General features: G+C 62.5%; 10 protein-coding genes. 6 read left to right on the top strand and 4 right to left on the bottom strand.

Annotated elements, in window-relative coordinates:
• The first annotated feature begins 119 nt into the window (after positions 1–119).
• Complete coding sequence (locus CO583_RS04995; protein WP_081562496.1) at positions 120–1,823, top strand: alpha-keto acid decarboxylase family protein; 1,704 nt, start codon at positions 120–122, stop codon at positions 1,821–1,823.
• An 8-nt stretch (positions 1,824–1,831) separates the two neighbouring features.
• Complete coding sequence (locus tag CO583_RS04990; protein ID WP_248630826.1) at positions 1,832–3,034, top strand: amino acid aminotransferase; 1,203 nt, start codon at positions 1,832–1,834, stop codon at positions 3,032–3,034.
• A gap of 49 nt (positions 3,035–3,083) precedes the next feature.
• Here CO583_RS04990 and CO583_RS04985 read toward each other — a convergent pair whose 3' ends face one another.
• Positions 3,084–5,558 carry a heavy metal translocating P-type ATPase gene (locus tag CO583_RS04985; RefSeq protein WP_248630827.1) on the bottom strand — a complete coding sequence of 825 codons (2,475 nt, stop codon included), beginning with the start codon at positions 5,556–5,558 and terminating at the stop codon, positions 3,084–3,086.
• Positions 5,559–5,838: 280 nt separating this feature from the next.
• Here CO583_RS04985 and CO583_RS04980 point away from each other — a divergent pair, with 280 nt between their 5' ends.
• Positions 5,839–6,081 carry a hypothetical protein gene (locus CO583_RS04980; RefSeq protein WP_043558707.1) on the top strand — a complete coding sequence of 81 codons (243 nt, stop codon included), beginning with the start codon at positions 5,839–5,841 and terminating at the stop codon, positions 6,079–6,081.
• A gap of 78 nt (positions 6,082–6,159) precedes the next feature.
• Here the strand turns inward: CO583_RS04980 and trpA are convergent, their stop codons facing one another.
• The 3 genes from trpA to CO583_RS04965 are packed head-to-tail and all read right to left on the bottom strand — an operon-like array spanning position 6,160 to position 10,952.
• Positions 6,160–6,975 carry a tryptophan synthase subunit alpha gene (gene trpA, locus CO583_RS04975; protein ID WP_248630828.1) on the bottom strand — a complete coding sequence of 272 codons (816 nt, stop codon included), beginning with the start codon at positions 6,973–6,975 and terminating at the stop codon, positions 6,160–6,162.
• A gap of 11 nt (positions 6,976–6,986) precedes the next feature.
• Positions 6,987–8,219 (bottom strand): tryptophan synthase subunit beta, encoded by a 1,233-nt coding sequence (trpB, locus tag CO583_RS04970; RefSeq protein ID WP_081562493.1) that lies wholly within the window; start codon positions 8,217–8,219, stop codon positions 6,987–6,989.
• A 30-nt stretch (positions 8,220–8,249) separates the two neighbouring features.
• Positions 8,250–10,952, bottom strand: coding sequence for a 2-oxoglutarate dehydrogenase E1 component (locus CO583_RS04965; protein ID WP_248630829.1), 2,703 nt, complete (start codon positions 10,950–10,952; stop codon positions 8,250–8,252).
• A gap of 142 nt (positions 10,953–11,094) precedes the next feature.
• Here CO583_RS04965 and CO583_RS04960 point away from each other — a divergent pair, with 142 nt between their 5' ends.
• The 3 genes from CO583_RS04960 (at position 11,095) to hemH (ending at position 14,037) form a co-directional block, all read left to right on the top strand.
• Positions 11,095–11,733: a 2OG-Fe(II) oxygenase gene (locus CO583_RS04960; RefSeq protein WP_248460297.1), complete on the top strand. Its 639-nt coding sequence runs from the start codon at positions 11,095–11,097 to the stop codon at positions 11,731–11,733.
• An 82-nt stretch (positions 11,734–11,815) separates the two neighbouring features.
• Positions 11,816–12,880 carry an aspartate-semialdehyde dehydrogenase gene (locus CO583_RS04955; RefSeq protein ID WP_081562491.1) on the top strand — a complete coding sequence of 355 codons (1,065 nt, stop codon included), beginning with the start codon at positions 11,816–11,818 and terminating at the stop codon, positions 12,878–12,880.
• A 125-nt stretch (positions 12,881–13,005) separates the two neighbouring features.
• Positions 13,006–14,037, top strand: coding sequence for a ferrochelatase (gene hemH / locus CO583_RS04950; RefSeq protein WP_043558690.1), 1,032 nt, complete (start codon positions 13,006–13,008; stop codon positions 14,035–14,037).
• Positions 14,038–14,103 lie beyond the last annotated feature (66 nt).

The raw sequence follows: 14,103 nt of genomic DNA, 5'->3' as shown, positions 1-14,103 counted from the left end.
TTTGCACACAGATTGCATATATATTGCAGTATGATCGAGGGCCGAACGGGGTTTCGTGCGAGGCGGGTATTCTGCCTGTACGGGAGTACGCCCTCTTCACAGGTTTTAGGAATTTGTTCATGCGCATGCAGATCGGGGCCTATCTGGCCCGCCGCCTCGTCGAGGCAGGAATCAGCCATCTTTTCGGTGTTCCGGGGGATTTCAACCTTTCTTTTCTGGAGCAGGTGGAGGCTGATGCGTCCCTGACCTTCGTGGGGAACTGCAACGAGCTGAATGCCGCCTATGCCGCCGATGGCTATGCCCGCACCTCCGGCCTGTGCGGCCTGGTGACGACCTTTGGCGTGGGTGACCTCGGGGCCATCAGTGGCATTGCCGGGGCCTATGCCGAGCGTGTTCCGTTCGTGCACATCACCGGGATTCCACCGCTTCATGCGGTCGAGGGGCGTGCCCTGCTGCATCATACGCTGGGTGATGGCGGGTATGGCAACATCGGGCGGTGCATGGCGGAATATACGGTCGCCCAGGCCCGCCTGACGCCGGAAAATGCCGTGGAAGAAATCGACCGTGTCCTCCAGACCTGCTGGCGGGAGCGGCGGCCTGTCCATCTCCAGCTGCCATCCGACATCACCCATCTGAACATCGAGGTGCCCGAAGAACCGTTCCGTTTTGCCCTTCCGCAGGGTGATGCGGAACAGGTGGCCCTGGCGGCCGGGCACATCGCCACACGTCTGGCTGCGGCCCGCTCGCCGGTGATGATTCTCGATTCCGATGCCGACCGCTTCGGCGTGGCCGGGCAGATTGCCGTGCTGGCGGAACGCTGTGCAATCCCCTGTGTGGCGGCGGCTCCGGCCAAGGCCGTGCTGGATGAGACAGCCCCCTACTATCTGGGTGGCTATGTGGGTGGGGCCAGCCGCCCGGACATCAGGGAGCTGGTCAGCCAGTCAGACTGCGTGATCGGGGTCGGCCTGCGTTTCACGGAGCTCAACACGGGCTTCTTCACGCATGAGATCCGCCCGGAGGCGTTCATCAATCTTCAGGCCCATGATGTGAGCCTTGCAGGCCGGTCCATTCCGGCTGCCCCTGTCGGGGCCGTGCTGGAGGCCCTGCTGGCGCAAGTGACGCCGTCTTCCCGTACGCTGCCTGCCCGTCCGGCGGATTCTGCTGCGTCCCTGCCCGGTGAGGCGGCGGACCGGCTGACCCATGCGACCCTCTGGCCCCGTGTGGCCCGTTTCCTGAAGGAAGGGGATGTCGTGGTCGGTGAGGCGGGGACGAGCAACACAGCCCTGCTGGGCACGCCTTTCCCCCGGAACAGCCATTACATTTCCCAGCCCATCTGGGGGGCCATCGGCTATACCCTGCCAGCCCTGTTCGGCTCCCAGCTTGGCAGCCCGGACCGGCGGCACCTGCTCTTCATCGGTGATGGTTCCTTCCAGCTGACAGCGCAGGAGCTCTCCACCATCCTGCGGCATGACCAGAAGCCCATCATCTTCCTGCTCAACAACAGGGGCTATACGATCGAGCGCCTGATTCTGGGGGAACATTCCCGGTACAACGACATTGCCAACTGGCGTTATGCTGACCTGCCCCGGGCGTTCGACCGGGAGGACAGGGCCCTGTCCCTCGTGGTGGAAACGGTCAGCGATCTGGAGCAGGCCCTGAAACAGGCAGAACAGGCCGACCGTGCCGTGTTCATCGAGGTCCTTCTGCCGGAGATGGATGCTCCGGATGCCCTGAAGAGATTTGGCATGGTCGTGGCGGATTATGATTACGGCCCGCAGGGCCCGCGTAATGCCAGCATGAAGACCAGTGCGAAAAAAGGATGAAGCAGTCCATGTTCCAGTCTGTTGAACTGTCTCCGGGGGATCCCATCCTGTCGCTGGTGGAGGACTTCAAGCGGGATGATCGGGCGAAGAAGGTCAATCTCAGCATTGGCCTGTATTATGATGAGGCAGGTCATGTCCCGCAGCTGGCCTGCATCCGCAAGGCGCATGAAAGGCTGGCCACCCAGCAGGACAGGCCGGACCTCTACCTGCCGATGGAAGGTCTGGCTTCCTACAGGCAGGCTGTCCAGCACCTGCTGTTTGGCTGTGGCAGCGAGCCGGTGCAGACCGGCCGCATCGCCACGGTCCAGAGTCTTGGTGGGTCTGGCGCGCTGAAGGTCGGGGCAGATTTCCTGCACCGCTATTTTCCGCAGGCCGAACTGTGGGTCAGTGATCCGACATGGGAAAATCACATTTCCATTTTTGCCGGGGCCGGTTTCAGGACACAGGCCTATCCCTATTTTGACCCGGCAACGGGTGGTGTGAATTTTGAGGCCATGATGGCCTGCATCCGCCAGATTCCGGAACATCATGTCGTCCTGCTTCATCCCTGCTGCCATAATCCGACAGGGGCCGATCTGACGGCTGACCAGTGGGATGAGCTGATCCCTGTCCTGAAGGACCGGAAGCTGATCCCGTTTCTGGACCTTGCCTATCAGGGGCTGGGTCATGGGCTGGAGGCAGACGTGTATGCCGTGCGGGCCATGGTGGATGCGGGGCTGGAGTTCCTGCTCAGCAATTCGTTTTCCAAGATATTTTCCCTGTATGGGGACCGCATCGGGGCCCTGTCGGTCGTCTGTCGGGATGGTGATGCGGCAGAGCGGGTGCTGAGCCAGCTCAAGGTCACGGTGCGGCGGAATTATTCCAGTCCGCCCGTCCGTGGGGCGCAGCTTGTGGATGCCGTTCTGGGAGATCAGGCCTTGGCGCAGCTCTGGCGGGAGGAAGTGGCAGCCATGGGGGCCCGCATCCGTGTGATGCGCCAGAGGCTTCATGAGCAGCTTTCCGCCCGTTTGCCGGGGCAGGATTTCCGGTACCTGCTGAAGCAGCGTGGCATGTTCAGCATGATGAAGCTGTCACCCGCTCAGGTGGACCGCCTGCGGGAGGAGCATGGTGTCTATGTTCTTCGCAGTGGCCGTGTCTGCATGGCGGGGCTGAATGAGCACAACCTGCCGCCTGTTGTGGAGGCTCTGGCCGCCGTTCTGGCTGGTGTGTGAGGAGGAGAGGCCGGGGGCAGGGCATGAAGGCCCGTCCCCGGCCAGGGTCTCAGACTTCCGTGCTGGTCTCGGTTTCCACGACCGTGCGGAGGCGTCGCAGCCGTAGCGTGTTGCAGAGCACGAAGATGCTGGAGAGCGCCATGGCCCCTGCGGCGAAAGGGGGGGACAGCAGCGTGCCAGTGAACGGGTAGAGCACCCCTGCGGCAATCGGCAGCAGCACGATGTTGTAGGCGAAAGCCCAGAAGAGATTCTGCCGTATGATGGTCATCGTGGCCCGGGACAGGGCAAGGGCATTGGGCACGGTCATCAGGCTCTCGCCCGTCAGGACGAGGTCTGCGGCCTCTATGGCGATATCTGTTCCATGGCTGATGGCAAGCCCGGTGTCAGCCTGTGCCAATGCCGGGGCGTCATTGATGCCATCGCCCACGAAGGCCACGGAACCGTGTGTCTTCTGAAGGGTCCGTATGGCCTCACCTTTTTCATGCGGCAGGACCTGGGCGATGACTTCCTCGATTCCGGCCAGGCGGGCGATATGCCGGGCTGTAGGTTCGATGTCCCCGGTAATCATGGCTGTCCGTATATTCTGGGCCCGCAGGGCTGCAACGGCTTTCATGGCGGAGGGGCGGATGGGGTCCGCCACGCCCATGAGGGCCACGATCTGCCCCCCATGGGCCATGAAGAGGGGGGACGTGCCTTTCTGGCTCAGCTCTGCAGCAAGCCGGTTGGCTTCTGCATTATGGAAGCCCAGAGCCCTCATGCAGGCCTGGCTGCCAAGATGGATGCTCTGCCCGTCTTCATCCTGCGCTTCTATGCCCAGTCCGGGCATGATGCGGGCATGACGGGTCTTTACGGAAGGCAGGTCCCGTTCCTGCGCAGCTGTGACGATGGCCCGGCTGACAGGGTGGTCGGACTGCGTTTCGACCGAGGCGGCAAGGGTCAGCAGGGTGTTCTCGGCCTGCTCAGGATGGTCGGAGGTGTTCTTGTCCAGCAGGTAGAATTCTGTCATCCGGGGCTGGCCGGCCGTCAGGGTGCCGGTCTTGTCGAAGGCAACCAGAGTGGTGGATTCCAGCGTCTGGAGGGCTTCGCCCTTGCGGAAGAGGATGCCCATTTCCGCCGCTTTGCCCGTACCGACCATGATGGCTGTTGGCGTGGCGAGGCCCATGGCACAGGGACAGGCGGCGATCAGTACGGCAATGGCATTGACGAGAGCATGGCCCAGCGCCGGGGCAGGGCCCAGAAACAGCCAGATGAGGAATGTCAGCACGGCCAGCAGAATGATGGCTGGGACAAACCACAGGGTCACTTTGTCCACGAGGGACTGGATGGGCAGTTTGTCACCCTGGGCCTGTGCGACCATGCTGATAATGCGGGCTAGCATGGTGTCGGCTCCAGTGGCCGTGGCCTGGACCGTCAGTGTTCCTTCCTGGTTGATGGTCCCGCCGATGACGGTATCGCCGACCTGCCGGAGGGCTGGCATGGGCTCGCCTGTCAGCAGGGATTCATCCAGATGGCTTTCCCCTTCCAGTACGATTCCATCCAGCGGAACCCGCTCGCCGGGGCGGACAAGAAGCCTGTCGCCCGTCTGTATCTGGGCGACAGGGACAATGCGGCATGTTCCTTCAGTCAGCAGATGGGCATGCTGCGGTTGCAGATGGGTCAGTTTTTCCAGCGCTGCGGATGTGCGGCCTTTTGCTCTGGCCTCCATCATGCGTCCCAGAAGAACGAGCGTCAGGATGGCCAGGATGGTGTCAAAGTAGAGATGCTGTGTACCGGCTGGCATCAGGGTGGGGCAGAACACCACGAGGCTGGAGTACAGATAGGCGGCCCCGGTCCCCAGTGCGACCAGTGAGTTCATGTTTGGTGCCCGGCGCAGCAGGGCCGGTATCCCGGCCTGGTAGAAGCGCCGGCCCGGCCCCAGCAGGGCGACACTGGCCAGTGCCCATTGCAGCAGGGGCTGTATGGCAGGTGGAATGAGACCAAACCCGTGTCCCATAGTCATGAACAGGATGGCCAGCCACAGCAGGGCAGACATCATCAGGTCCCGCCACTGGGTTTTCATGGCCTGCTTCATGCGTTGTTTCTGTGTCAGGGCATTTTCCAGCCCTGTCTCTCCCTCCAGCAGCGAGGCGGCGAATCCCATTTTCTGGATGGCGCTGATGAGCGCCTGATGTGTGGCTGTCCCGGTTACCTGTGCGGTGGCGGTTGCCAGATTGACGCTGGCCATCCTGACGCCGATGACGTCCTGAAGGCTCTTCTCCACCCGTGTGGAACAGGCAGCGCAGCTCATCCCTTCAATGCGTAATGTGATGGGCGGGGACGGGACATCATACCCGGCCTGTTCGACAGCCTGGATGAGAGCCGTGCGGGAGGCCGTGCCTGTGACATGGGCCGTGGCAGTTGCCAGATTGACGCTGGCCTGTTCAACGCCTGGAACGGCCCGGAGGGCTTTCTCCACCCGTGCGGAGCAGGAGGCGCAGCTCATCCCTTCTATGGGAAGCGTCTGGGATGATGGTGAAGCAGGCATGGGGCTCCCCTGTATGGTGGTGTCAGGCTGGTATATCGTGCAGTAGCATGTGGAACAAAAGTAGCATTTGCTGGGCATGGGTGAAGAAAAAACGTTTTTCTGCATGGGAGTTAGACAGACATATGCAGAAAAGACGAGGCTCCCATGAGAGAAATTTGCTGAATGGTAAAATGATCAGTGGTATGTTTACCGGCAGTCAGTAATTTTCTGGCGCAAATGCAAGATTTGATCCGCCAGACCGGTTGTTCCGGTACAGTGGCGGATTCAGGGAGGAATATCCATGGCGGACGCTATCAATGTTGATGAGCTCAAGTCCAAGGCTGAGGAAATCGTCAACCCCGATGAACTGAAAGCCAAGGCTGAGGAATATGCCAGCCGTGCCCAGGAGGCATTCCAGTCCATCAGCAAGGACCTGAAGCCCAAGAGCCGTTGCCAGTGTGTTGGTCAGACGCTGCTGTGGAGTGGTGCCATTGTGGCCGCTCTGGCTGGCCTGTGTGCCATTGGCCGCTGGCTGAAGAAGTAAGCCTTCAGAGCCAGTTCTGCAAAAAGATGAAATCGAAAAACCCCCAGTCCTGTGGCTGGGGGTTTTTCGTGTCCGGTTTCAGTTGCGCACCGCCCTGGCAAGGGAGCGGATTTTCTCCAGTGCCGTGGGGATGCTTCTGGCTGTGGCGTGGCCGTGTTCATCATAGGTGGCGGCCATCTCCTTGATGATGGCGGATGCCACGACGGCCCCGTCGCTGATGCGGGAGGCCGTGCGGGCCTGCTCCGGCGTGCTGATGCCAAAACCGGCCACGACGGGAAGGTCCGTGGCGGCCCGAAGGCGGGTCATGGCGGCTTTCAGCTGCTCTTCCGTGGCGCTGCGTGTGCCTGTGATGCCCGTGATGCTCACATGATAGACGAACCCGCTGGCCTTCCTGAGGATGGTCTTCAGCCGGTCATCCGGGGTGGTGGGGGCGGTCAGGGTGATCATGTCCAGTCCTTCCGCTCTGGCGTGGGGGGCCAGCTCCTCGGACTCCTCAGGCGGCAGGTCCACCACGATCAGCCCGTCCACACCGGCGGAGCGGGCATCCTTGCAGAATCGCTCCACACCGTAACTGTCGATCGGGTTGTAATAGCCCATCAGGATGATCGGCGTATGGTCATTCTCCTTGCGGAAGTCCCGGATGAGCTCCAGCGTTCCCTTCAGGGTGGCCCCGGCCTTCAGGCCACGCCGTGCGGCTAGCTGGATGGTCGGGCCATCGGCGGAGGGGTCGGAGAAGGGCACGCCGACTTCGATGAGATCGGCCCCGGCCTCGGGCATCTGGCGCATTAGGGCCAGGGATGTCTCCCTGTCCGGGTCGAAGGCTTCCAGATAGGGCAGCAGGGCACCACGGCCCTCTTTTTTCAGGCGGTCGAAACAGGTCTTGATGCGGCTCATGGTGGCTCTCCTTACAGTTTCACGCCCAGATGGGCCGCAACGGTGGGTACGTCCTTGTCACCCCGGCCGGACAGGTTGACGATGATGGTCTGGTCTCTGGTCATGGTCGGGGCCATGACGATGGCATGGGCCACGGCATGGGCACTTTCCAGCGCCGGGATGATGCCCTCCAGCCTCGTGAGGGTCTGGAAGGCGTCGAGGGCCTGATCGTCCGTGGCGCTGACGTAGTTCACCCGGCCAATATCCTTGAGCCATGAATGTTCCGGCCCGATGCCGGGATAGTCCAGCCCCGCACTGATGGAGTGGGCCTCCGTGATCTGCCCGTGTTCGTCCTGTAGCAGGTAGGTGCGGTTGCCATGCAGGACGCCGGGCCTGCCACGGGCGATGGACGCTGCCGTCTTGCCGCTGTCCAGCCCCAGCCCGGCGGCCTCCACGCCGTAAAGCGGGACATCGGCATCATCGAGGAAGGGGTGAAAAATCCCCATGGCGTTGGACCCGCCCCCGATGGCGGCGATGACGGCATCCGGCAGGCGGCCTGTCTGTTCCTGTATCTGCTCACGGGCTTCCGTCCCGATGACGGACTGGAAGTCCCGCACCATGGCCGGGTAGGGATGTGGCCCTGCCACCGTGCCGACAAGGAAGTAGGTGTTCTCCACATTGGCCACCCAGTCCCGCATGGCCTCGTTCATGGCATCCTTCAGCGTGCCGGCTCCCGCCGTGACGGGATGGACCTTGGCTCCCAGCAGGTGCATGCGGAAGACATTGGGCTTCTGCCGCTCCACATCGGTGGCCCCCATGTAGATTTCGCAGTCCAGCCCGAAGAGGGCACAGACGGTGGCCGTGGCCACGCCGTGCTGTCCGGCCCCGGTCTCGGCCACGATGCGGGTCTTGCCCATGCGGCGGGCCAGAAGAATCTGGCCCATCACGTTGTTCAGCTTGTGGGAGCCCGTGTGGTTCAGCTCTTCCCGCTTGAGGTAGATCTGCGCTCCGCCGAGCGTCTCGCTCAGCCGTCTGGCGTGCCAGAGCGGGCTGGGACGGCCCACATAGTGGCGGAGGTAATAATCCAGCTCTTCCTGAAACTGCGGGTCAGTCTTGGCGTGGTTGTAGGCTTTTTCCAGTTCCAGCATCAGGGGCATGAGGGTTTCGGCCACGAAACGCCCGCCGTGGATTCCGAAATGCCCCCGTTCATCCGGTCCGGTGCGAAGGGAATTGAGCTGGCTGGTGATGGGTTTGTCTACTGGCATGATGTGTGTCTTTACGTCTTGAATGAAGGATCAGTCGATGGATGGGGAGGCGGCCTCCAGCCCCAGGGCCTGCCGGATGAGCGTTTCCTGCTCGGCCTGGTGGATGCCGGGCAGCCCGGTGGCGGGTGAGGCGGAGGCCTTGCGCCCGGCATAATGCGGGCGGGTGCAGGCATGGCCGATCTCCCGCAGGCAGGCTTCGATGCGCCGGTCCACGAACTGCCAGGCCCCGCCATTTTCCGGCTCTTCCTGACACCAGATGACGTCTTCTGCCTGGGGGTGATGACCCAGCTCTTCGGCCAGGGCATGATGGGGGAAAGGATAGAGCTGCTCCAGCCGGATGATGGCGCAGTGTTTCAGTCCGGCGTCTTCCCTTTGCTGGAGGAGGTCGTAATAGACCTTGCCACTGCATAGGATGACCCGCCGTGCGCCACCGGCGCAGGTGGCATCGGCGATGACGGGCGCAAAGCGTGTCTGCGGTCCCATCTCGCTGAGCAGGGAGACGGCCTGCTTGTGCCGCAGGAGCGACTTGGGGCTGAACACGACCAGCGGCTTGCGACAGCGGCGGGCGATCTGCCGCCGGAGCAGATGGAAGAAGCTCGCCGGGCTGGAGGGCATGCAGACCCGCATGTTGTTCTCGGCACAGAGCTGGAGGAAGCGCTCCGGGCGGGCGGAGGAATGTTCCGGCCCGGCTCCCTCATAGCCGTGGGGCAGGAGCAGGGTCAGGCCGGATGTCCGCAGCCATTTCGTTTCTCCGGCTGCAAGGAACTGGTCGATGATGATCTGCGCCCCGTTGGCGAAGTCGCCAAACTGGCCTTCCCACAGCACCAGCGCATCCGGGTTGCCCAGAGAATAGCCATACTCGAACCCCATCACGCCATATTCGGAGAGGGGGGAGTTCCACACGTTCACGGGAGCCTGCCGGGGGGCGATATGGGCCAGCGGCGTGTAGTGATGGCCCGTATGCTGGTCCGTCAGCACGGCATGGCGCTGGCTGAAGGTTCCCCGGCCGCAATCCTGCCCGGAGAGGCGTATGGCGTGGCCATCAAGGGCCAGCGTGCCAAAGGCAAGGGCCTCTGCCGTGGCCCAGTCCACCGGGCCGCCCTCGGCCAGCGTGGCCTGCTTCGCCCGAAGCTGCCGGGCCAGACGGGGATGGACGGTGAAATCCGCCGGAATGGCTGTCATCGCTTCCCCAACCTGCTGGAGCCGGGGCAGGGGCACGCCCGTCATGGGCTGGATGCGTTCGGGCGTGTCCAGCAGGCGGGTGGGGTCCTGCGGGCTGTAATCCAGCCAGTCGGTCGGGTCCGGCTGGTAGGTGTCGGCATCCTCGAAGGCCTGATGGAGCTGGGCCTGCACATCATCCCACAGGGCCTCCACCTCGGCAGGGTGGATGTCCGTCTCGGCCAGAACCTTCTCGGCATAGAGGCGGCGGAGTGTCGGGTGCTGGCTGATGGTCTGTACCATCGCAGGCTGCGTGAAGGCGGGGTCGTCCGTCTCGTTATGGCCGTGGCGGCGGTAGCTGATGATGTCCACCACGATGTCGCTGGCAAAGGTCTTCCGCCATTCATGGGCAAGGGCGGCACAGCGGGCTACGGCCTCGGGGTTGTCGCCATTCACGTGCAGGATGGGGGCCTGCACGGTCTTGGCGATGTCGGTGTTCCAGATGCCGGAATGGGCCGAGGCCGGGCTGGTGGTGAAGCCCACCTGATTGTTGATGATGAGATGCACCGTGCCGCCGGTACGGTATCCTTCCAGCCGGGACAGCTGGAGTGTTTCATACACCACGCCCTGCCCGGCGAAGGCGGCGTCCCCGTGGACGAGAATTCCCAGATGCTTCTGGCGGTCCTCATCCCTGTCCCTGTCCTGGTCGGCCCGGACACGGCCCAGCACGACCGGGTCCACCGCCTCCAGATGGGACGGGTTGGGGAGGAGGGAGATGCGGATCTCGTGGCGGCCCTGCCGGATGGTGGTCGTGGTGCCCAGATGGTACTTCACGTCCCCGGAGACCCGGATGCCTTCCGGGTAGAAGGCCTTGCCTGCGAATTCGCTGAAGATGGCGGCATAAGGCTTGCGCAGGATGTTGGCCATGACATTCAGCCGCCCCCGATGGGGCATGCCGAGCGAGATGGAGCGCACGCCGTCCCGTGCCGCCTCATTCAGCAGGGCCTGAAGGGCGACGATGAGGCTTTCTCCGCCTTCAAGGCCGAAACGGCGCATCCCGGTGAAACGCTGCTGGCAGAAGGTCTCGAAGCCTTCGGCACGGGTGAGCAGGCTCAGGATGCGCTCCTGCGAGAGGGGCAGGGCGGTGGCCGGTTTTTCTTCCAGATGGTCGATCCACCACTGCCGCTGCTGGCTGTCCTGAAGATGCATGAACTCCGCCCCGATCGGCCCGCAATAGGTCCGTTTCAGGCGGGCCAACAGGGTGGGGTCGGTCTGGCTGTCGGGGGTGAGGGCATCGATCTGGCGGGCAGGGCGCAGGCCCAGCGGGTCCAGCTCTGCCTGGAGATGCCCGCAGAGGCGGAAGGCCTCCTTCAGCCGTTCATCCCGCAGGCTGACGTCCGGGACCGTGGCGTGCGGGCCTGTCTCATGTCTGGCAGGGTCGCCCATGGTGGCGAACAGCGTGTCATAGTCGGAAGGGACGGAGGCCGGGTCCTCCAGCCACTGGGTGTACAGCTCACCGAGATAGGCGATGTTTTCGCCATTGATCGCATTCTGGTGGTTCGGTGAGCCCGTCATGATGGCATCTTTCCTTCTTGCCTCGCTGGGAGGGTATTTTTAACCGATCGTGCCGGGAAGGCAAAATCTTCCCTCACCTTGTCGTCAGAGGGGCCGGGACGGCTTGCCTGCCCTGTCGGAGGGCGGTAGCGTGACTGTCACCATGAGTACGATTTCTATCAATTACGAGGCTGTCAGGCGGGCCGTGGTCAGCCGGGTGCCATGTCCGCACATTGTGGTGCCGGATTTCCTTGCGGGGCCGTCGCTGGCCCGGGCCGTGTCCCTGCTGCCGGAGATACGGGCGGGCGGGTCTTTCCCCATCGGGGCGCTGGAGCTCCATCCCGAGCTCAAGGCCATGATGGAAGACTTTGCCGGGCCCCGGCTGAAAGAGATCGTCTCTGAGAAATTCGGGCTGGATGTCCGTTCTGCGCCCAGCATGGTGACCATGCGGGGCCAGACACGGGCCAAGGATGGCCGCATACACAGGGACAGTGCCTCCAAGCGTGTGACCATCCTGCTCTATCTCAATGACCCGGAAAAGGATTGGGATCACAAGGGGGGGTGCCTGCGTTTTCTCAACGGGCCTGACGATGTGGAGGATTATGCCAGCGAGATTCCGCCTGTTGGTGGCACGCTGGTCATTTTCCCCAATGGGCCGGACACATGGCACGGCCACCGCCCCTATGTGGGGGCACGCCACACGGTCCAGCTCAATTACATGGCGCAGGATGGCCGTGCCCGGTATGAGCTGGTGCGCCATCATGTGTCCGCCTTCTGCAAGCGGTTGCCTTTTTTCGGGTAGAGACAGCTCTTATAATGAGGCCCGGATGGGTTTCTGAATGAAACGGGGCGGGGTTGGGCCCTGCCCGAGGGAGAATGAGAGAATGGGTTACAGGGTTGCCGTCGTTGGAGCGACAGGGGCTGTTGGGCGTGAGATTCTGAAGACACTGGCGGAGCGTCAGTTCCCGGTGGATGACATCGTGGCACTGGCCTCCGCCCGGTCTGCCGGGCGTGAGGTGTCCTTTGGTGAGAAGAAGGTCCTGAAGGTCCAGAATCTGGAGACGTTCGATTTCACGGGCTGGGATATCGCCCTGTTTTCTCCCGGTGGGGCGGTATCTGCAAAGTATGCCCCCAAGGCTGCGGCAGCGAAATGTCTGGTCGTGGACAACACGTCCCATTTCCGCATGGAGCCGGGCGTGCCGCTCGTGGTGCCGGAGGTCAATGCAGCTGCCCTGAAGAAGGCCCGCAAGGGCATCATCGCCAACCCCAACTGCTCCACCGCCCAGATGATGGTGGCCCTGAAGCCGCTGCATGACCTGTTCCGCATCAGGCGTGTGGTGGTGTCCACCTATCAGGCCGTGTCGGGAGCCGGGAAGTCTGGCATGGATGAGCTGTTCAGCCAGACGAAGGGCAGCTTCGTGAATGACGCACCGACCATTGCCCAGTTCACCAAGCAGATCGCCTTCAACCTGATCCCGCATATCGACCGCTTCATGGAGGATGGTTCCACCAAGGAAGAATGGAAGATGGCGGTCGAGACCCGCAAGATTCTGGACCCGGACATCAAGGTTCTGGCCACCTGCGTGCGTGTGCCGGTCTTCATCGGTCATTCCGAGGCCATCAGCATCGAGTGTGAGAAGCCGGTCGATCTGGAGAAGGCCCGTGCCGCCCTGCGGAAGGCTCCGGGCGTCGTGCTGCGGGACGAGCGGGAAGATGGCGGTTACGTCACTCCGATCGAATGTGTGGGTGAAGATGACACCTATGTGTCCCGCCTGCGCATTGACCCGACCGTGGAGAATGGTCTGGCCTTCTGGTGCGTGTCGGACAATCTCCGCAAGGGAGCAGCCCTCAATGCCGTGCAGATTGCCGAAAGCCTGCATGAGCAGCATCTGATCGGCAAGGACTCGCCGCTCTGGCAGCCGGTTGCCCGCCCGGAAGAGCCGGCGTAAAAGGCGTTACTTTCTGGAAAAGGTTCTGCCTTTCTGGTGGAACCTTTTCATAAGTTATGCCTGTAAAAGAGTGTAAGTGAAATCCTCTTCCCAAAAGGTGGTGCTGTCTCCATAGTGGATGAGCTATGTCTTATTTCACTTACACGCCTCCTCGCACGCCTGTTCCCTCCGGGGGGCGGGTTGGTGTTCTTCTCGTCAATCTCGGCACGCCGGATGATACGGGGTATTTCTCCGTCCGCCGCTATCTGAGGGAGTTTCTTTCAGACAGGCGGGTGATCGAGGCCCATCCCCTCATCTGGCAGCCGATCCTCAACACGCTGGTGCTGGCCCGTCGGCCCTCGGCCAGTGGGGCCAACTATGCCCGCATCTGGGACAGGGAGGAGAATGCCTCCCCTCTGCGTGTCTTCACCCGCAAGCAGGCGGAAGGGCTGGCCGAGCGTCTGGCCCCGGATGGAATCCCGGTGGCCTGGGGGATGCGCTATGGCCAGCCCTCTGTGAAGCAGGCCGTGGCGGAGCTGATGGACCAGGGTTGTGACCGTATCGTCAGCATTCCTCTCTATCCGCAATATTCCGCCACGACGACCGCAACGGCCAATGACCAGCTGTTCCGTGCCCTGATGCGCCTGCGGCGTCAGCCTTCCGTGCTGACGGTTCCTTCCTTCCCGGATCATCCACAGTTCATTGAGGCCCTGGTGGCTTCCGTGCGCCGGGTTTATGAGGGACTGTCTTTCACGCCGCAGCGTCTGGTGGCCTCCTATCATGGCCTGCCGAAAGAGTTCGTGGAGAAGGGCGACTCCTACCGGGATGAATGTGTCCGCACGACGAAAGCTCTGGCGGCGGCTCTGGGTCTGAGCGAGGAGGAGGTTCCGCTGACCTTCCAGTCACGCTTCGGCCCCATGGAATGGTTGCAGCCTTATACGGCCCCTTACATCTCGGCCCTGCCGAAACAGGGGATCACGAAGATTGCCGTCATCATGCCCGGTTTCATGGCGGACTGCATCGAAACGCTGGATGAAATTGGTCGTGAGGTGCGTGAGGAATTCATGGAAGCGGGGGGTGAGGAATTTGCTTTCATCCCCTGCCTGAATGATGCGCCAGAGGCTGTCACGTTGCTGGAGACCCTCTCCCGGCAGGCCATGAAAGGGTTCCAGTTCTGACTGGGTGAAGGAACATTCCGTTCAGGCATGAAAAAACCCGGCCATTTCTGGCCGGGTTTTTCTGTT

It is taken from the genome of Parasaccharibacter sp. TMW2.1882 (genome assembly GCF_023337635.1).
Classification (GTDB): Bacteria; Pseudomonadota; Alphaproteobacteria; order Acetobacterales; family Acetobacteraceae; genus Bombella; species Bombella apis.
Note: the sequence above shows the minus strand (reverse complement) of the source record. Positions and strands in the feature narration are given on the sequence as shown.